Source organism: Candidatus Nitrospira salsa, assembly GCF_965152625.1.
In genome coordinates this window covers 277,014-297,429 of record NZ_CBCUCO010000004.1, presented here as the reverse complement: position 1 = coordinate 297,429, position 20,416 = coordinate 277,014, and the positions used below count along the sequence as shown (strand labels likewise).

The 20,416-nt window shown below is 45.3% G+C and carries 17 protein-coding genes and 1 pseudogene; 7 read left to right on the top strand and 11 right to left on the bottom strand.

Annotated features, from left to right (window positions below; all coding sequences use genetic code 11):
- Window positions 1–24 precede the first annotated feature (24 nt).
- From ACWQXP_RS15365 to rpmH, 11 genes and pseudogenes are all read right to left on the bottom strand, one after another.
- Window positions 25–480 (bottom strand): bactofilin family protein, encoded by a 456-nt coding sequence (locus ACWQXP_RS15365; RefSeq protein ID WP_454063754.1) that lies wholly within the window; start codon window positions 478–480, stop codon window positions 25–27.
- An 83-nt stretch (window positions 481–563) separates the two neighbouring features.
- A complete protein-coding gene (locus tag ACWQXP_RS15360) occupies window positions 564–1,052 on the bottom strand; it encodes a bactofilin family protein (protein WP_454063753.1) in 489 nt (162 codons plus the stop codon).
- Window positions 1,053–1,207: 155 nt separating this feature from the next.
- Window positions 1,208–2,056 carry a ParB/RepB/Spo0J family partition protein gene (locus ACWQXP_RS15355; protein WP_454063752.1) on the bottom strand — a complete coding sequence of 283 codons (849 nt, stop codon included), beginning with the start codon at window positions 2,054–2,056 and terminating at the stop codon, window positions 1,208–1,210.
- A complete protein-coding gene (locus ACWQXP_RS15350) occupies window positions 2,056–2,805 on the bottom strand; it encodes a ParA family protein (RefSeq protein WP_454063751.1) in 750 nt (249 codons plus the stop codon). Before ACWQXP_RS15350 ends, ACWQXP_RS15355 begins: the two co-directional genes overlap by 1 nt.
- Window positions 2,806–2,976: 171 nt before the next feature.
- Window positions 2,977–3,639, bottom strand: a complete 663-nt coding sequence (gene rsmG, locus ACWQXP_RS15345; RefSeq protein WP_454063750.1) for a 16S rRNA (guanine(527)-N(7))-methyltransferase RsmG — start codon at window positions 3,637–3,639, stop codon at window positions 2,977–2,979.
- A gap of 414 nt (window positions 3,640–4,053) precedes the next feature.
- Complete coding sequence (mnmG, locus tag ACWQXP_RS15340; protein ID WP_454063749.1) at window positions 4,054–5,934, bottom strand: tRNA uridine-5-carboxymethylaminomethyl(34) synthesis enzyme MnmG; 1,881 nt, start codon at window positions 5,932–5,934, stop codon at window positions 4,054–4,056.
- Window positions 5,935–5,962: 28 nt separating this feature from the next.
- A complete protein-coding gene (mnmE, locus tag ACWQXP_RS15335) occupies window positions 5,963–7,399 on the bottom strand; it encodes a tRNA uridine-5-carboxymethylaminomethyl(34) synthesis GTPase MnmE (RefSeq protein WP_454064716.1) in 1,437 nt (478 codons plus the stop codon).
- A gap of 149 nt (window positions 7,400–7,548) precedes the next feature.
- A pseudogene (gene yidC, locus ACWQXP_RS15330) lies at window positions 7,549–9,213 on the bottom strand (membrane protein insertase YidC); the annotation flags it as partial.
- 105 nt (window positions 9,214–9,318) lie between these two features.
- Window positions 9,319–9,507 carry a membrane protein insertion efficiency factor YidD gene (gene yidD, locus ACWQXP_RS15325; RefSeq protein ID WP_454064715.1) on the bottom strand — a complete coding sequence of 63 codons (189 nt, stop codon included), beginning with the start codon at window positions 9,505–9,507 and terminating at the stop codon, window positions 9,319–9,321.
- Entirely contained in the window at window positions 9,504–9,956 is a 453-nt protein-coding gene (rnpA, locus tag ACWQXP_RS15320; protein ID WP_454063748.1) for a ribonuclease P protein component, read from the bottom strand. Before rnpA ends, yidD begins: the two co-directional genes overlap by 4 nt.
- Window positions 9,889–10,029 carry a 50S ribosomal protein L34 gene (rpmH, locus tag ACWQXP_RS15315; RefSeq protein WP_447971938.1) on the bottom strand — a complete coding sequence of 47 codons (141 nt, stop codon included), beginning with the start codon at window positions 10,027–10,029 and terminating at the stop codon, window positions 9,889–9,891. The genes rnpA and rpmH overlap by 68 nt, the downstream gene beginning before the upstream one ends.
- Before the next feature lie 241 nt (window positions 10,030–10,270).
- On the opposite strand from rpmH, the gene hisS reads away from it, so the two are divergent.
- From hisS to gyrA, 7 genes are all read left to right on the top strand, one after another.
- Window positions 10,271–11,542: a histidine--tRNA ligase gene (gene hisS / locus ACWQXP_RS15310; RefSeq protein ID WP_454063747.1), complete on the top strand. Its 1,272-nt coding sequence runs from the start codon at window positions 10,271–10,273 to the stop codon at window positions 11,540–11,542.
- Between the two features lie 160 nt (window positions 11,543–11,702).
- Window positions 11,703–12,050, top strand: coding sequence for a hypothetical protein (locus ACWQXP_RS15305; protein ID WP_454063746.1), 348 nt, complete (start codon window positions 11,703–11,705; stop codon window positions 12,048–12,050).
- Window positions 12,051–12,083: 33 nt separating this feature from the next.
- Window positions 12,084–12,356 (top strand): hypothetical protein, encoded by a 273-nt coding sequence (locus ACWQXP_RS15300; RefSeq protein ID WP_454063745.1) that lies wholly within the window; start codon window positions 12,084–12,086, stop codon window positions 12,354–12,356.
- A 310-nt stretch (window positions 12,357–12,666) separates the two neighbouring features.
- On the top strand, window positions 12,667–14,046 hold the full coding sequence (dnaA, locus tag ACWQXP_RS15295) for a chromosomal replication initiator protein DnaA (RefSeq protein ID WP_454063744.1): 1,380 nt from the start codon (window positions 12,667–12,669) through the stop codon (window positions 14,044–14,046).
- Window positions 14,047–14,063: 17 nt separating this feature from the next.
- Window positions 14,064–15,191, top strand: a complete 1,128-nt coding sequence (gene dnaN, locus ACWQXP_RS15290; protein ID WP_454063743.1) for a DNA polymerase III subunit beta — start codon at window positions 14,064–14,066, stop codon at window positions 15,189–15,191.
- A gap of 105 nt (window positions 15,192–15,296) precedes the next feature.
- Window positions 15,297–17,753, top strand: coding sequence for a DNA topoisomerase (ATP-hydrolyzing) subunit B (gene gyrB, locus ACWQXP_RS15285; protein ID WP_454063742.1), 2,457 nt, complete (start codon window positions 15,297–15,299; stop codon window positions 17,751–17,753).
- Between the two features lie 102 nt (window positions 17,754–17,855).
- On the top strand, window positions 17,856–20,378 hold the full coding sequence (gyrA, locus tag ACWQXP_RS15280; protein ID WP_454063741.1) for a DNA gyrase subunit A: 2,523 nt from the start codon (window positions 17,856–17,858) through the stop codon (window positions 20,376–20,378).
- Window positions 20,379–20,416 lie beyond the last annotated feature (38 nt).

Below are 20,416 nucleotides of genomic sequence, written 5' to 3'. Positions count from 1 at the left end.
ATTTACCGCTGGATACAATAAAAATTATGAAAGAGAGTCATGAGCAACTTGAAGACTTTTGGAGTTCTGATTCCCATTCTCTGGCTCGTCGGCTTCCACATCAAATACTTGTGCAGGCGCAGCCCCCATATCACACATACCATGGAAATACACTCCATCTTCCATCGAAAACCCCGGGGTATGCACATCTCCAATCATAACGGCTGGCTTGAGTAACTGCACTTTGTGGGAGGCGGTGATATTGCCTTCCACGCGACCGCCACTGACGATGGTTCCACCGTTAATCGTCCCTTTAATCACGGCGTGTTCTCCAATGATTAACGTATCGTCAGTGGTAATTTCTCCTTCAAAGTGTCCATCAACACGAACGGTGCCTTCAAACTGGGCTTTACCCTTAAAGTCGACACCTTTTCCTAGAAAGGTGTAATGGTCATCTTCAAAAATCGTTTCTTTTTTCGGTTTGCCTTTCTCGCCCCACATGTCTTTGCCTCCTCTAAACGCCTGCCTTCATGGCAGTCCTTATAACCCGCGAAACTGGCTCAATAGGTATCTTCGGCAAAGAGTTACGATACTTTGAGAGTTTCTTCGGCTTTTCCAATGAAGGAGGTTTCTTTTGACTTGCTCTCACCAGCCTTCGGCATCACACATGTCCCATTAAAGAGGACACCTTCATCCATAGAAATAGACGGCGTTTTCACTGACCCCTCAAAGACAGCAGGAGACATGAGTTTGACGCGTTCTTTTGCCATAATATCACCAGTGATTCGCCCCTGGCAGGCAATAGTCCCGGCCTCAATTTTGGCAGAAATCACGGCCTTTTCTCCGACAATGAGAATCCCATCCGTGAAAATCTCTCCTTCAAGGCGACCATCCACACGAACCGAGCCTTTGTACCGAATGGTTCCTTTAAAAGTCACGCCCTCACCGACAAAGGCAATGACGTCACCAGCAGCTTTTTCTAAGTCAAATGGCTTGGCATTTCCCATTGATGTGGCTCCCTCCGTAAAGCCTGAAGATTGATCTGCATCAGCATTGCTACTTTTTCCAAACATAACAAACCCCCCTTACGTTTTGGACATTGGCCTTTGAGACCGACTATCCAGATTTTCCATGTTGAGGGTCATCAGCATCATGTGTCGAAACCTCACCCTAGACTGGACAATCAATTGCTTACATGCGTTTTCCATATAATAATTGGCAGCAATTCTTATTCCAAGATAGAACCTGTAATTCGTTCAAGGTCCTCCTCTGAAAAAAAGTGAATAATCAGCTTTCCGCCTTTCTTGCCCTTAGCAATATTGACTCTTGATCCTAAATGTCTTCGTAACTGCTCTTCGATATGAAAATATTCTGCCTGTTTTTTTATGATCTTACGAGGAGATATAGAATTTTTAACTTTAGAAACAATAACTTCTGTTCCTCGCACCGATAAACTTTCCTGAACAATCTGCTTAGCAACCGCAATCTGCTCCTCACCCTTCTTCAGACCTAACAGCACTTTGGCATGCCCCAAGGTGACTTGATCGCGTTCGATAAACTCTTGTACTTCCCTTGGCAGGGTTAACAGGCGTGTGACGTTGGCAATGGTCGAACGGTCTTTTCCCACAGCATTGGCGACTTGATCCTGAGTAAAGCCAAATTCCTCAATTAATTGAACATATGCGCGCCCCTCTTCCATAGGGTTGAGATCTTGTCTCTGGACATTTTCAACCATAGCGAGTGCCAAAGACTTTTCATCGTTTGAAAGCCGAACGAGGGCCGGGATCGCTGCAAGACCGGCAATTTTTGCCGCCCGCAATCGGCGCTCACCGGCAATAAGCTCAAAAGCTCCATCACCAGTTCGTCTCACAAGTACAGGCTGAAGAACACCATGTTCCTTCAATGACGCCGCTAACTCTGTCATTTCTGTTTCATCAAAGACTTTTCGTGGTTGATAGCGGTTCGGGATAATCTGGTTAACAGAGATGTACTTTATCTCTTCTCCCACGCTCCAATTCACCTTCTTTTTTTCAGGCAAGAGAGCCTGCAACCCTTTACCAAGTGCTTTCTTTTCCATCAGGCGATGATCTCCTTAGCCAGATCAACATACGCACGAGAGCCGGACGATGCGGCGTTGTAAAGTAAGACCGGTTTGCCATAACTTGGTGACTCTGCGAGGGAAACATTTCTTGGGATCATCGCTTGATAAACCTTATCCTTAAAATATTCTCGTATTTCGCTTTCAACTTGGCGAGATAGATTAATACGAGAATCATACATCGTCAATACAATACCCTCTAATTCAAGATGGGGATTGATTGATTCCTTAATACGGTCAACATTGCCAAGTAATCTCCCTAAACCTTCCATGGCATAATACTCACATTGCACTGGAATTAAGACGGAAGTGGCTGCCACGAGTGCATTAATAGTGAGAAGTCCGAGTGCAGGTGGACAGTCAAAGATGATCCATTGATAATCATTTTTGACTTTATCCATAATGTTTTTTAACACTTCTTCTCGCCCTGAAAGACTAGACAACTCAACTTCTGCCCCGACGAGATCCGTACTCGATGGAATCATATCGAGACCCGTCACTTCTGTTTTAACGATTGAGTCCTCGATAAAGTCTCGAGCCATCAGACAGTCATAGATTGTGGCTTTTGGCGACTGTATTCCCATTCCGCTTGTGGCATTGGCCTGTGGATCTAAGTCAACAATAAGGACAGAATACTGCTGCAAAGCTATTGAGGCGGCGACATTAATGGCCGTGGTTGTTTTACCGACACCGCCTTTTTGATTTGCGACAGCAATAATCTTTTTCAACTATTCACTCCAGAATTAAATGACAAAGTTCCACGTGGAACACATGGACACCTCTAATCAAAACATCACATTAAGGAGAGTACTTTCAACGTAGAATGCACATGAATCACACTCATAAATCAAAATTATCGCGATCAAGGATACCTGTCATCAAAAAACTTGATACCATGATTACTTCAATAAACTATCGGCTGGTTGTAAGACAGTTAAGACGCGCTCCCCGTACCCGTGTGGCAATTCATATGATAATTCCCGACTAAGGTTCATTCCAAAATATGAATCTGCTATGCCAATAGGACGTGAACGGTATATACACACTCGGCTTTCCTTATGCAAGACGGAAAGAACACATGGAAAAATATCTTCAGGACTTATTGCCTTTGATACGACACAATCATAGGAACAACCAGAGTCATTAGCTTTTACGAACTCCTGAATTGTTTGTTGTTTCACCAATACTTCCTGAAGAGAAATTACTCCTATTATATGGTGAAGAAACGCTGTCTTTTTTAACTTTGGCTCTATGAGTGTGAGTGTTATTTCAGGAAACGCAATTTTTAACGGCAATCCCGGAAAGCCACCACCAGTTCCGATATCAATAATTGACAGCTTCTTTCCTAAATCAAGCGCCAGCGACCCTGCTAAAGAGTCTATAAAAAGGTTTACTATGATATCTGACTTGTTTTTCAAGCTTGTCAGATTAATTTTGGCATTCCAACGACGCAATTCATCAAAATATACTATAAATTTCTCTATTGCGTCGTGAGGCAGCTTGACTCCAATATGTGCCGAGCCATCAACAAGTAAATTTTCTATGTTTTTCTCATGTTCCACGTGGAACTTGGACACCTGTAATCAAAACGTAAGTTGCCTAATAGACTTCAACGTCAAAAACCCCATGAATGAGCCTTATAACCCACAACGATCGTGGCCAAGGACACCTGTAATCAAAACACTCAATAGCAATGGTACGGAGGCCTCGCGAGTATCACCTTTTAACCCTAGGCCAACAGTGGTCCACTTGGACGCCGATAATTGACATATCTGAATGGCTGATGCGTCATTTCATGTTGCATATAGGTTCTAATTTTCATAGGAACTATCGCGTCCAAGCATACCTTTTTTACGACTATAGCGAAACCAATTAACTTTCAGCCGATTCAAATAAGCCAAATCCGCGCGAGATAGCGGTTCCTCTCATGACTCACCCCTACGGTTTCCAAACACACCATAAGGAGGTCATAAAACTTACGAACTTATACAATTTTGCTGACGTTTATAACGATCTAATGAGACAAGGAGAAGAGAAATAGCAGCCGGGGTCACGCCTGAAATGCGTGAAGCTTGCCCTATGGAAGATGGTTTGACGCTATTCAATTTCTCAAGAACTTCATTCGAGAATCCCGTGACGGAATGATATGCAAAGTCGACTGGAATACGACGATTTTCCAATTTCTTAAATTTCGCGACCTGTTGCTCTTGCCGTGTGATATACCCCTCATACTTCACGGCGATCTCAACAGATTCCCAAAAATCTTCATCGTATGAATCCTGCTCAAGAGACAGATCAACGAGCTGTTTATAAGAGATATTGGGCCTTTTGAGAAGTTGAGCCAATGTCAGATTATTCGTACTGAGATCAATACCCAACATCTCAATATTCTGAAAACCGTTTGACTTTGTCGGTGTCGTCGCCTGCAGCCGTTTCATTTCCTGCTGCATGCGCTCTCGCTTATGATGAAATTTTTGATACAACGTTTCATCGATAAGGCCAAGTCCATGCCCAATGTCCATTAAACGCATATCTGCATTATCCTGTCGTAAGAGCAGACGATGTTCGGCTCTGGAGGTAAACATCCGGTAGGGCTCAAGCGTATCTTTTGTAATTAAATCATCAATAAGAACGCCAATATAGGCTTGCGATCGGTCTAATATGAGTGGCGGTTCATTTCTTACGCGAAGCGCAGCATTTATCCCTGCAATGATTCCCTGAGCCGCCGCCTCTTCGTAACCAGACGTCCCGTTTATTTGACCAGCGTGATACAGACCATCCACAAGTTTAGCCTCCAAGGTCTCATGGAGTTGTCGAGGAGGAAAGTAATCATATTCAACGGCATAACCCGGTCGTAAAAATTTGGCCTGCTCAAGACCCGGTATGGTTTTCACGAGGGCTTGCTGCACATCAATGGGAAGGCTGGTTGAAATCCCATTCGGGTAATAAGAATTTCCCTGTAACTCTTCCGGTTCCAGGAAAATTTGATGTTGCGTCTTATCTGCAAACCTGACCACTTTATCTTCAATTGACGGGCAGTACCGAGGTCCTGTTGCATCGATTATCCCTGAGTACATGGGCGACCGGTCTAAATTTTCTCGAATGATTCGATGGGTTTCCTTGTTGGTATAGGTAATATGACAGGGTATTTGGGAATTGGGAATCGACTCAGTTCGATAAGAAAATGGCCGTGGCGGGGAATCCCCAGGTTGAATGATAGTTTTTTCAAAACAAATACTGTCCCGATCAAGACGAGGAGGAGTCCCTGTTTTGAGTCGTCCCGTTTCAAAGCCTAAATCCCTCATGCAGTCAGAGAGATGTTCCGCAGAATATTCTCCTGCTCGTCCACCGGGAAGATGATTCAGTCCGACATGCATGAGTCCTTTGAGAAATGTGCCAGAGGTCAAAATGACGGCACGTGCAAGGACCTCGGTCTTATCTTGAAGTACAACCCCTTCAACACAACCATTTCGTGTGATAATACGGTCTACCGTGGCAGAAATAATCTGCAAACCCTCTTGTTGACGCAAGGTTTCTTGCATAGACATGGCATACAGTCTCTTATCACATTGAACTCGAAGCGCACGGACAGCCGGACCTTTTTTCGTATTAAGCATACGGAATTGAATACCAGATAAATCAGTATTAATACCTACTTGCCCGCCTAGAGCATCAATTTCCCTTACTAAATGACCCTTAGCTATTCCACCCATGGCAGGGTTACACGGCATCTGAGCAATTTTCGTCTCATCGATCGTCACCATGGCCACTTGGCAACCCATGCGGGCAGCCGCAAGTGCTGCCTCACAACCGGCGTGGCCTCCCCCAACCACAATGACATCAACGTTTCTAGACATGGGCCTTGCTCTTTTTATTCATATCGATTTATTTGCCTATACAAAATTCTGCGAAGACTCGATCAAGGATATCATCAGTGCTGACCGACCCTGTAATTTCTCCCAAGAAGTTTAACGATGCGCGAACATCAACAGCAACACAATCCGCGGAAAACCCCTGTTCAATCGCAACGAGCGCATTCGTGATGGCCTCTAACGCAGAGAGTAACGCCTGTTTATGCCGAAGTCGAGTGATCATGACGGCATCTCTCGATTCAAGCTGTCCTGTAATCAACACATCCTTTATATTGGAACAAAGCTGCTCAAATCCAGATCGTGTTTTTGCCGATATGGAAACAACTTTTGTTCGACGAGCCTCTTGTGGATCATCCGCAGACTCACGAAGCATTACGTGAATATCACATTCACGTACTTTTCCTGGTAAATCGCTTTTGTTCAAGACTATCACGCGCTTTTTCTGTACGCTATTCTTGATGAGGAGAGCGTCTTCTTCAGAAAGAGCTTGTGAACCATCTAGCACGAGTAAAAGAAGTTCTGCTTGTTCAAGTGCCTCTGTGGAACGCCGGATTCCTTCTTCTTCCAGTGTATCCCCGGCTTCACGAATGCCTGCCGTGTCCTGCAACCGAATCAAAATACCATGAATACTCATCACTTCTTCTAAGACATCACGTGTGGTGCCAGGAATAGCCGATACGATAGCCCTATTCGTTTCCAAAAGTGTATTCAATAAACTCGACTTTCCAACGTTTGGCTTTCCGACGATGGCCGTCATGACACCCTCTCGAATAATTCGTCCATCTTCAGCCGTTTTCAGTAAATTCGTGATTTCCACTTCAAGAGATTGGAGAACACGTTTGAGCTCATCTTGTCCAAGAAACGTAATATCTTCTTCAACAAAATCCAATCCTGCCTCCAGATGGGCCAACACATGAATCAATTCATCTCTCATCCGGTCAATTTTTTCTGCCAATGAGCCTTGGAGTTGCTCCTGCGCCACTTGAAGGCTTGTTGCTGTCGTCGCGCGTATCGTATCTAAGACGGCTTCAGCCTGCGTTAAATCCAGACGACCATGTAGAAAGGCACGCCGGGTAAACTCGCCCGGTTCCGCTAATCGTGCACCATAACGAATGAGCGCTTCACAAACTGTTGTCAAAATAAGGCTTCCCCCATGACAGTGAATCTCTACCACGTCTTCCCCTGTATAAGACTTTGGGGATCGCATCAGCACGACTAACGCTTCATCGACTTTGGTGATTGAAAGATTTTGCTTAGAGTCCTGAGAAGAGACCTTCACGTCTGCAAGGTAGAGTTGATGGCTTCGTATCGTCTCCAAGGACTTTCCTCGTCGAAGCGAAAGAATGTTCGAGGTCATCCCGAACGCCTCTGGACCGCTAACCCGCACGATGCCAATCCCCCCTTCGCCAATAGGAGTGGCAACCGCGCAAATCGTATCATCGAGCTGCATACTCACTTTCGATTTTTTCGTTTGGACTTACCCTTTGCATTCTCGCTCGGAGACTCATTTTCACTCTTCTTTTTCTTTTGATCAATGGGGTCGGACCCAGAGGCTATCTCGGGACTTGGCTGTGGTGATGAAAAGGTAGGCTTCTTGAAGATATAGCGGTCTGTCACAAACTGCTGTGTAATCGTCAGGACATTGTTTGTAACCCAGTACAGCACGAGTCCAGCTGGAAAGGTCAGGAATAAAAATGTCAGAAAGACTGGGAGGATCAACATCATTTTCGCTTGAGTGGGGTCCATTGTCGTCGGCATGATCTTCTGCTGCAACACCATGGAGGCTCCCATCAAAATGGGCAGCAAATAGTAAGGGTCCGGAACAGATAAATCAGTAATCCAAAGCATGAATGGAGCTTGCCGAAGGTCTACGGTCATGTACAAGATATTAAATAACGAGATAAACGCTGGCATTTGTAGGAACATCGGGAGACAGCCACCGACCGGATTGACCTTATGGTCCTTGTAGAGTTTCATCAACTCTTTATTGAGACGCTCACGATCGTCTTTAAACTTGTTTTGGATCTCTAAAACCTTTGGCTGAATCTTCTGCATGCCCTGCATGGACTTGTAACTTTTATACTGGAGTGGAACAAATAGCAGTTTGATGCAGACGGTCAGGAGAATGATGGCAATGCCATAATTTTGAGTATAGTCATAAAAGTACCGAAGGACATAGAACAGTGGTTTGGCCACGGCTTTGACCACACTCCAACTATCATAAATAAACCATCCAAAATCGATCGTGTCTTCCAGGCCGAGCTGAAAGTCTTTGAGTAGATCAAACTGCTTGGGTCCGGCAAAGAGTCGAAAGGCATAACTCTGTTGTTCACTCGAGCCAGGAAACTGCACTCCGGCCGTTATGACGTTTTCCAATTCTTCTATGGCAAACACACCCTCAGCATTCTCAGGAATCACCACACTCATGAAATATTTGTCTTGCAGTGCAGCCCAACGAATATCGCCCGTTCGCTCGACATGTGGCTTGGTGTCGACTGCATCACTTTCATTTAATTCGGGAAGCTCTTTTTCCAGCTTCTCTCCAATCATCCAAGCTGGCCCTAACGACCCAATAAACCCTTGCCCCCATTCCACAATGCCGAAATTCGTTCCTAGGAGGACATTAAGATCTTCTTCAATACCTTCACTCTTGATGACCACATCAACAACATAGGAATCATGGTGAAAGGTAAACTCTTTCTGAATCCAAAGATCTTTTTCTTTGGATTGAAGGGTCATCGTCATATGGCCAACCGGATGGTTTTCATCGAGAGTGGAAAAATCTCGCTGAACGGTATACAGCCCTTGTTGAAAGAGTTTTGTGGTGTCTTGATCCGAGACTTCGAGTGATAACGGTTCGTTAAACTGGCCCTCTGCATACACAAGTTCGACAGGTAGCGGATCTTCAGACTGCGTCAAATATCGTAATAATTGCCAACTTGTGATCTCGGCCCCGCGGTTGGAAATTTGGGCTCGATAGAGAGGAGTCTCGATCGTTTCGATCTGTTCTTGTTGGTCCGTCTCACTTGCTTGAGAAGCATCTAAAGAAAGCTGGCCTTTCTCAGATGTCTCCGTTTCAGCAGAGGACGAAGTCGCGACCGTCTTCTGGTCTTTCTCTTCATCTTCCACCAATCGTGCGTCTTCGGTCTGGTCAATGATGGATGTATCATTGAGAGGGGCAAAGCCATATTCTTTCATGACGATGTCCCAGCCAATGATGATTCCCAAGCACAACACGATAAAAAGAACGACTCGTTTTTCCATTGACGTTAATGCTTCCTAGACAGTTTTTGGTGGTCCCGATTCAGAGCAGGCCTCGAGTGTTTCAAAATAAAAACGAGTAAGAGTTCAGAAATATCGAAATTTGGATTAGGGAACTGGATCAGTCCCGCCTGAATGGAATGGCTGACATTTAAGAACTCTGAGGGTTGTCAGCCCTACCCCCTTCACGAGTCCATACCGACGAATGGCTTCGTAACCGTAATGAGAACAAGACGGTTCAAACCGACAGTGCGGTCCCAAGAAAGGTGAAACCCATTGTTGATAGACTGAGATTATCCAGAGAACGAGTCTGGATAAGAATGATGAGGAGTGGGACGAAGAACCCCAATCCTGTGAAGGGCTACTTTCCAATTTTCCTGAACAATCTGAAATTTTTTCTGTAATACAGGGGACTTTGGGAAGATAACAATATCATACCCTTTTACTAAATCATCCTGTATGGCCCGCACCAGTTCCCGAAAAATACGCTTTGCTCGATTTCGAAGTACAGCTTTCCCAAATCGTCGTCCAACAACAATGCCCACACGTGATTGAGGTTGCTGACTTTCACAAAACATGAGGTTGAACAATGGGTGTTGTACGCGTTGCCCCATACGTTTTACCTGATTGTAGTCCTGTGTTTTTTTGATAAACAGACAATATCCAGATGAGTCGCATTTACTCATCTGAGACAGTGAGACGAGTACGTCCTTTTTTTCTCCTTCTTGCAAGAACTTTTCGCCCATTTTTTGTGCTCATCCGTTTTCGAAATCCGTGGTCTCGTTTTCGTTTAAGATTTGATGGCTGCCTGTAAGTCATTGACACAGTAATAGTCTCCTTCGTAAATCATAGGTGCAAACCCTAAATTATGGGGATTTCTATTATGGATGTCAATTAGTCCGTCCCCTGAATGCCCATGAGATGATATCCAATATTTATCAGTATGGTGGTCAAATTCCGTTAATTGACTAGATTCAAAGGTGAAGATATAGTCATTCAATGAAAAATAACCTGTAATTTTAATTATTTATGAATTTAACTCTCGTAAGGATCTCAGGTTGTGAAGATTCGAAGTATTAAAGGCATCAAGGATATTCTTCCAGATCAAATGCCAAAGTGGAATATCGTCGAACATGCCGCACACAAACTTGCCAAATGTTATGGGTTTTCAGAAATTCGAATTCCGACATTTGAACAAACTCAATTGTATGCAAGAAGTATTGGCGAATCCACTGATGTGGTTGAAAAAGAAATGTATACATTTCAGGACCGTGATGGCACTTCCCTGACCCTACGTCCAGAAGGAACTGCCGGTGTGGTTCGAGCCTACCTTGAGCACAATCTCTCCACTCAGTTTTCTATGCGAAAGCTGTATTACATTGGCCCGATGTTCCGTCATGAGCGGCCTCAAGCTGGAAGATTCCGACAGTTTCATCAGTTTGGCGTAGAAGTGTTCGGCACTGAAGATCCGTATATGGATGTCGAAGTCATTTCGTTACTATGGCAATATTTCACAGATTTACAGTTACCAGAACTCACTCTATATATTAACTCCATTGGTACACCAGAAGATCGCCAACTGTATATTTCTCAACTTCAAGCCTTTGCCAAACCTCAACTTCAAAATTTTTGTGAAAACTGCCAACGACGTTTTCATACCAATCCTCTGCGCATACTGGACTGTAAAGTCCCTCGATGTAACTCCCTTACTGAAGAAGCCCCCAAGCTCTTAGAGACTCTCTCTCCAGCATCTCTCGAGCACTTTACACATGTTCAAAACGGCATTTCATTACTCACGATCCCTTATACCATTCACCATAGACTCGTCCGGGGTTTAGATTATTATTCCCAAACGACATTTGAAATTACTTCGTCTCACTTAGGCGCACAAAATACGATAGGAGCCGGTGGCCGATACGACGGGCTTGTCAAAAACCTTGGAGGCCCACCAACTCCGGCTATAGGTTTTGCTGTGGGACTGGAACGGGTCAATCTGCTTGTACCAGATGCCGTACTCTCTCAACCTTTCCCAATGGTCGTTGTGGCTGGTTTTGGTGATCAGGGGCGACCCGCAGGCCTTAAACTCTTAACGCGCCTTCGACAAGCTGGAATCATCGTTGATGCTGATTTTCGTGCAAATTCACTGAAAGCCCATTTGCGGTCGGCTGATAAATTAGGGGCCCTGGCCACAATTATTGTCGGAGATGACGAGGCTCAAAAAGAGGTGGTGATTATTCGGAATATGAAGGAAAAAAACCAGCTTGAAGTGCCAATTTCCTTAGTTCCAGAGAAGCTCAATTCGTGGATTCATCAAAACAGCAATATCTTCTAATTTCTTGACTTTTTTTAATAAAAAATGTTAATTTTTCTCTTATTTTTCAATAAGAAACAACTGATTTTTGTTTTTTCCCTCCCCCAGAAACTGAACAACACGTTTTCGGGTGTATTATCAATATTTTGTGCAGAGCGTTTAATGGCTTGTTAATGCATCCATGTCTTTGAAGCTCATAGTCGTAATCCGTAAAGATCCGACGATCACCCCACAACCAGTGGAGGGCCTCCGTATTGCGCTCGGATTATCAACAGGCCCGAATCAATTGGCTATTATCTTGTTGGGGCAAGCACGAATGCTTGTAGCAGAAGAATTAAGTTCCTCTATCATGGATTTGGATACGCTCGAAAAATATCTGCCTTCTATCCAAGAACTACAACTTCCGATTATTGTCCCTGAAGAAAACCAACAGTCATTTGAATTAGATCCAGACTTTTCGATTCAAGAAAAATCAGAGAGCCAGATTCAGACTCTGGTCACGAATGCAGACCGAGTTCTTATTTTCTAACTCGTCAATTATTTCGGACAGGTTGATCTCTATATGTCTCATACGCTCTACATCCTCACGAAAACTGGTCAGAAAGAACAAGATGACTTTTCAACCTATATTCAGCAGCAGTCTGAGAAGGAAAACCAGCAGTCTTCTCTAGTTTTTACGCAAGAGGTACAGCTCGACAGTAATTTCGTTGGCGAAAATATGTATATTATTCAAGAGGATAAAGAAATTCAAACGAATGATATACCGCTGAATGCTATTGCATATCGCGATTTACTTGGGTTGATTTTCAATTCTGATAATATCGTGGTCCTGTAAATATTATTCACAAGTTCAACGATCTCTCTCTCTAAATTATTTTTATAAGAATAAAAGATCGTAGTGGGAGTAGGAAGAGTAATAGGGTCTGTGAATATGTTGATAATTAATATTATATATATAAATCAAATAGTTATAAAGTGTTAGTGTGTATTATCCTTGTGAGTATTTGCTAGGTTTCTGAAGAATATCTGTAGATGCCCTGGGAATTGAAGAAGAAGAAGCTGGTGGTAAGTAGCGATCTGAGTGGTGTTTCAATTTTCAATGTTCGTGATAATGAGTGAAATTATTAACAGGTGTTTATAAGTCTGTGAATAAATTAGATTCTTTAGGAGACAGTCATCAAAATACTTGGAGACAAGTTTTAGACTTTCTCCATTCACGTGTTGGGGGAGAAGTCCTTGAAACTTGGTTTAACCCATTACTCTTTGAAGGGATGGATGGCCAAAAAGCCAGAGTTTCAGTCCCTAACAAGTTTTTCGGAGAGTGGCTGAGTAGAAACTATCTTGATGTTTTAGCAGAGGCTATTCAGGTTACCGGTGCTCTCTCAGATCCTGTTGAAGTCGATTTCATTGTCAGGGATGCCAAGGAAGATCAGCATCTGCAAGTTCCTGCTTCTGGATCAATGGTTCGAGACTATAAACAGCCATCTCCCAGTCGGAATAAAAAAATACCTCTGCCTAATCCCAAATATACCTTCGATAATTTTGTCGTTGGAGCCAGTAATCAATTTGCCCATGCGGCGAGCAGAGCTGTGGCAGAATCACCGGCCCTCGCATATAACCCGCTCTTTATATACGGAGGAGTGGGACTTGGAAAGACTCATCTTCTCCATTCTATAGGAAATTTTGTCGTGAGGAATGGTGAACTCAGGATTGCATACGTCACCACGGAACAGTTTACCAATGAAGTCATTAATTCAATTCGCTATGACAAAATGATAGAGTTACGTCGGCGTTATCGAAATGTGGATATGCTGCTCATTGATGATATTCAATTTCTCGCGGGAAAAGAGCGAACGCAGGAGGAATTCTTCCATACATTCAATTCGCTGTATGAAGCGAGAAAACAGATTGTCTTATCGAGTGACCGATTTCCCAAGGAGATGCCTTCGATGGAGGAGCGTCTTCGTTCCCGTTTCGAATGGGGTTTGATTGCTGATCTTCAGCAGCCAGACGTGGAAACTCGTATTGCCATCTTGCGAAAAAAATCAGAAGAAGAAGGAGTCGGCATCTCCGAAGATGTCATCCAATTACTCGCGGCAAATCTAAAAAGTAATATCCGAGAAATAGAAGGCGCATTAATTCGACTTGGGGCCTATTCCTCTCTCACAGGCCAAGCGATCACTGTAGATATGGCTAAAAATGTTCTGCGAGATCTCCTTGGTGGGAAGCGTAATGTGATTACGGTCGAAGACATTCAAGAGATTGTGGCCACTCGTTTTCATGTCAAAGTTTCGGATTTGAAGTCCAAGCGTCGCACGAAAACGCTTGTTCACCCTCGACAGGTGGCGATGTACCTGAGTCGAGAACTCACAGACGCTTCATTTCCAGAAATCGGTCGTGATTTTGGCGGAAAAGACCACACGACCATTATTCATGCATGTAAACAGATACAAAAATCACAAGAAGCCGATTCCGTTTTGCGAACGACCATAGCCAGTCTCAAAGAAGAAATTGGCAAAGGATAGCCAGGGAGAGTCATGACATGAAGGTCAGAATACAGCGCCAAGATCTCCTCACAGCCCTTCAGCGCGTGCAGGGTGTGGTTGAGAAGAGAAACACCATGCCCATTCTCGCAAATATTCTCTTAGAAGCGAAGGCTGAAGGTCTTGATATTCTTGCGACAGATCTCGAATTAGCGATGCGCGGTTTATATAAAGCCACGGTCGATGAACCTGGTTCCGTCACGTTTTCAGCCCGGAAGCTCTTTGAAATTCTCAAAGAAATACGGGAACAGGAAATTCAATTACACGTCGCCGACAATAGTTGGGTCACGATTAAAGCTGGTCGGAGTGAATTTCGTGTGGTGGGGCTCCCGAGTCAAGATTATCCCAGTCTCCCAGCTATCGAACGAGACGGGTTGATCCCTCTTCCGGCAGCAGGGCTGTTAGAGTTAATCCGTCGAACCATCTTTGCCGTGGGCGATAATGATACCCGGTATGTCCTTAATGGTGTGTTAGTCTCGATCATTAGCGGGAATGCCAAGACTGCTACTCTTCGTTTGGTTGGAACCGATGGCCACCGACTCGCGATGGCGGAAGAAGAAGTGGTTATCGATCAGGCCCAGTTGCCTGCTCCTGAAACGAAAGTCATTATTCCCAAGAAAGCCGCAATAGAGATTCGACGTCTTCTGGAAGAAGATGACAACGAACCGCTCGTTGGATTTACGAAAAATATGGTGATTTTTCGTAAAAGTGGGCTTGTCCTGACGTCACGTGTGATGGAGGGCGCCTATCCGAACTATCAACAGGTGATGCCGAAGGAAAGTCCTCAAAAAATCAAAATCTCCAAAGACGAATTTGAGGGCGCAATTCGACGGGTGTCTCTTCTCTCGAAAGATAAGTCGTACGCCATTAAACTTTCCTTTACACAAGACCGGATTCATTTATCATCGAGTAATCCAGACCTTGGTGAAGCCAACGAAGAAATTTCAGCCGAACATCAGGGAGAAGATTTTTCCACGGGCTTTAATGCGCGGTACCTCCTTGATGTGCTGAGTGCCATAGAGGGGGAATCCCTCACCTTGCAAATGGAAACACCACTGAGCCCGTGCTTAATTCAGGAGTTCGGAAATCCCAAATTCAAAGCCGTGGTTATGCCGGTTAAAGTCTAGAGGTCTTTGAACAGTCGGGAACACCATTCATCAACTTCATCGTCTAAATTACAATCTATGGAATCTTCGGAAATACCGGAACCAGGTCACGGACAGGCAAGCGGAATGACGTCGTCACATGAACAATACGACGCCGATCAAATCCGTGTCCTTGAAGGTCTGGAAGCCGTACAAAAACGTCCAGCCATGTATATTGGGAGCACAGGGCCTGATGGCTTGCATCACCTTGTGTACGAGGTGGTCGACAATTGTGTCGACGAGCATATGGCCGGGTTTGGAAAAGAAATCAATGTGACGATTCAGCTTGATGGCAGCGTCGTAGTGTCAGACAACGGACGCGGCATCCCCACGGGCATGCATTCCACGCAAAAAAAATCAGCAGCAGAAGTGGCTCTCACCGTTCTTCACGCCGGCGGAAAATTCGAGCAAGGGGCGTATACGGTTTCAGGTGGACTTCATGGAGTGGGTATTTCAGTCGTGAATGCCTTGTCAGAGTGGCTGGAATTGGAAATTTGGCAAAACGAACAGGTCTTTGAGCAACGTTATCTTCGCGGAATTCCCTCCGAGCCACTGGCCATAACGGGGAAGACGAAAAAGCGCGGGACCAAGATCACCTTTATGCCTGATTCACAAATTTTCGAAACGGTGGAATTCAGTTTTGATGTACTGGCTCGGCGGCTTCGCGAATTGGCTTTTCTTAATAAAGGCTTAGCCATTCAACTGATTGATCAGCGAAAAGATAAAGAAAAGGAACAAGAGTTTTGTTACGAAGGCGGGATCGTGTCATTTGTCGAACATCTCAATGAAGCCAAGACCCCCCTTCATAAGCCGATCGTGATTGAAACTGAAAAACCGGAGATGATGCTCGAAGTCGCACTACAATTCAATGTCGGCTATGCGGAAAACCTCTTCTCGTTTGCGAACAACATCAACACCCGTGAAGGCGGCACGCATCTGATCGGGTTCAAAGCGGCGCTGACGAGGACAATTAACTCCTATGCCTCCGCCAATGATTTATTGAAAAAAGAAGTCGATTCACTTTCGGGTGATGATGTCCGTGAAGGTTTGACCGCTGTAATTAGCGTGAAAGTCCGCAACCCGCAATTCGAAGGGCAAACAAAAGCCAAACTGGGCAACAGCGAAGTCAAAGGCGTTGTAGAAGCCGCGGTCAATGAAGCACTCGGATCGTATTTCGAAGAAAATCCCGTGGTGGCCAAGAAAATTATTGGGAAAGCCATTGATGCGGCGAGAGCGCGGGAAGCCGCCAGGAAGGCGAAAGACCTGATTCGCAGAAAAGGCGCGCTCGATGGGGGCTCGCTTCCTGGAAAGCTTGCGGATTGTTCGGAAAAAGATCCAGCACTAAGCGAACTCTTCATTGTCGAAGGTGACTCGGCCGGTGGCTCCGCGAAGCAAGGTCGCGACCGGAAGTTTCAAGCGATTCTCCCACTTAAAGGGAAAATCTTGAATGTGGAGAAAGCCCGGTTCGACAAGATGTTGTCCAGTGAAGAAATACGCACGCTGATTATGGCTTTAGGTACCGGAATTGGACGAAGACGGGAAGAATCGGAAAAGGGGAAAGACGATAAAGAAGTTTTCGACATTAATCGCGCCCGGTATCACAAGATTATTCTCATGACCGATGCGGATGTGGACGGCAGTCATATTCGAACTCTCCTTCTCACATTTTTGTTTCGCCAAATGCATGAACTGTTAGAAAGCGGCTATATCTATATTGCGCAACCGCCACTCTACAAAGTGAAAAAAGGAAAATCTGAGCAATATCTCAAGGACGATAACGCTTTGAATGACTATCTGTCCGGGCTGGCGGTCGAAGATGTCGAAGTGTTTGTTGAACGTGATAATACCTTTGTGACGCAAGGCGAGCTGCTGCCCCTTCTCAAGAATCTCATTGCCTTTGAAGACCTGTTGAACCGGTTTGGGAAGAAACAATATGAAACGGGAATCTTGCGAGCATTTGTTGATCAACAGGAGTTGAGCCGGGATTCGTTGAAAGAACGAGCACAACTTGAAGTGATTATTGCTGAAGTCAAACGTGCGTTGGAAAAGGCCTATCCCCAATCACGCATCACCACGGAAATTCGTGAGGACGAAGAACATAATACGCACTCGGTACTCTGTCGTGTCCCAACGAATGGCATGATTCATACGTTGACGCTGACACATGATTTAATCGGATCTGCGGACTTTCGAGAATTGCAAAAACTCAGCCCCACAGCCATGGGACTTGGAAATCCCATGTACAAAATGAGATCCAAGGACGTCACGTCCGAATTCGCGACATCCGACGAGCTCGTGCAAGCGATCTTGGCTACCGGTAAAAAAGGGTTATCATTTCAGCGATACAAAGGGTTGGGGGAAATGAACCCAAATCAGTTATGGGATACGACAATGAACCCAGAGACCCGGGCACTCTTACAAGTGAAACTCGAAGACATGACCGGAGTCGATGAAATCTTCACCATCCTCATGGGTGACGAGGTTGAACCTCGACGTAACTTTATTCAACAACATGCACTCGAAGTTCGTAACCTTGATGTGTAAAAGCCCAGTGAAGAAGTCAAAATAAAAATTGTAAAGTAAAGCTAATAGAAAATCCTATGATTGCCATTTTAAAAATTTCAATTTAACCGTTGCCAACTGCCTATGCCTATTGAAGAACGTCTGACTCAAGTCGCCATTGAAGACGAAATGCGAATGTCCTATTTGGATTACGCGATGAGTGTGATCGTCGGACGAGCCTTGCCTGATGTTCGAGACGGACTGAAGCCTGTTCATCGACGGATTCTCTACGGCATGAATGAAATGGGGCTCGCGGCCAACCGACCCTATCGGAAATCCGCCAAGATTGTCGGAGAAATCATGGGTAATTACCATCCCCATGGCGACTCGGCCATTTACGACACGCTTGTGCGCATGGCGCAGCCCTTCAATATGCGGTACACCCTGGTCGATGGACAGGGAAACTATGGGTCTGTTGATGGTGATCCACCGGCGGCGATGCGGTATACCGAAGCCCGGCTCACCAAAATCGCCCAGGAAATGCTGGTCGATATCGACAAGGAAACGGTTGATTTCACTGCGACGTACGACGAGTCGAGTGTCGAACCTCTTGTGCTGCCCGCACGGGTTCCGAGTTTGTTGATCAATGGAGCTGGGGGTATTGCTGTGGGCTATGCCACGAATATTCCCACGCATAATTTGGGTGAAATCACGAGTGCATTGATTGAACTCATCGACCGCCCGGATATGAATATCGATGACCTGATGGAAATTATTCCAGGTCCTGATTTTCCGACTGCCGGTTTTATTTACGGTACTCAGGGAATAAAAGATGCCTACCATACCGGTCGGGGGTTGTTGACGGTTCGAGCGAAAGCCGACATTGAAACTGATGAAAAAACTGACCGTTCGCGCATTATCGTTACGGAGTTGCCGTATCAAGTTAACAAAGCGAGACTTCTTGAAAAGATTGCCGAACTGATTCATGACAAACGGATCGAAGGCATTTCAGACCTGCGTGATGAGTCAGATCGTGATGGGCTTCGTGTCGTCATCGAACTTAAGAAAAACGAAACTCCTATCGTGCTGCTCAATCAGTTGTACAAGCATACGCAAATGCAGACGACCTTCGGGGTCATCATGCTGGCCTTGGTACACAACCGTCCAGAAGTCTTAAATCTGAAACAAATTCTTGCGGCCTTTATCGAACATCGCCGCGAAGTCATCATTCGGCGAACAGCCTTTGATCTTCGAAAGGCTGAAGAGCGCGCCCATATTCTCGAGGGCCTGACTATTGCCCTGAATAATCTTGATGCGGTCATTGCACTGATCCGAGGGGCGAGCGCTCCCGATGTCGCACGGCAAGGGTTAATGGAGGAATTTGCGCTCAGTGAACTTCAGGCCAATGCGATTTTAGATATGCGCTTACAGCGTCTGACCCAACTGGAACAAGATAAATTAGCGCAGGAATATCAAGAGATTAAGGCACGCATTCTCGAACTCAAAGAAATTCTCGATTCCGATACACGAGTGCGGCAAATTATCAAAGATGAATTACTTGAAATCCGAGAAGCCTATACGGATGAACGGCGAACGCGCATTGTTCCGGTCGAAGCGGACATTCAACTTGAAGACCTTATTGCAGAAGAAGAAGTTATTGTCACGGTTTCACACGCCGGGTATATCAAACGAAACCCCGCTTCAATTTATCGTGCGCAAAATCGTGGAGGCAAAGGCAAAATTGGGATGGGCGTGCGCGATGAAGATTTTGTCGAGAAGATCTTTAGTGCTTCAACTCATGACCATTTGCTCTTCTTTACCGACGCAGGAAAAGTCTATTGGCTGAAGGTGTATCAGCTTCCCGATGTCGGACGCGCGACAAAGGGCAAAGCCATCGTCAATCTCTTAGCCCTGGCTCCAGATGAAAAAGTCACGGTCACCTTGTCGGTAAAAGAGTTTCGCAGTGATCAATATATCGTTATGGCCACACGTCAAGGAACGATTAAGAAAACAGAGTTATCGGCCTATTCCAATCCGCGGCAGGGGGGCATCATCGCGCTGACATTAGATGAAGGCGATAAGCTGATTGGCGTAGAACTCACCGATGGTCAACAAGACATCGTGTTAGGCACACGTCTTGGTCTCGTCATTCGTTTTAAGGAAGCGGATGTGCGTGCCATGGGACGAACGGCACGCGGGGTGCGAGGGATTAACCTTGAAGAAGGCAACTACGTCATTGGGATGACGACGTTGTATCCCGACTCCGTCTCTTCCGTGTTAACGGTGACCGAAAAGGGCTATGGCAAACGTACACAGGCCTCAGAGTATCGAGCGCAATCTCGTGCGGGCAAAGGGGTAATTAGTGTAAAAGTGACGGACAAAAACGGTCCAGCTGTGTCTTTCCATCAAGTGATCGATACCGATGATATTATGATGATGACTGCCGAAGGGATGGTGCTGCGTATGCGAATCGGCGATCTTCGAGAAATCGGCCGCAATTCGCAAGGCGTGAGATTGATTGATATGTCCCAAGACGATCGTGTCGTCGGTGTCGCCAAGCTCATGATTGCCGAGGTTCCTGAAATTCTTGAGCAAGAAGATCCCCAAGAGACCAATGGTCAACCGCCATTGGAGCCTGAGACGTCTGATTCAGACGAGAGCGAGTAACGGTGTCTAGAGTATTTTGACCTTCCGCTACTATCTTT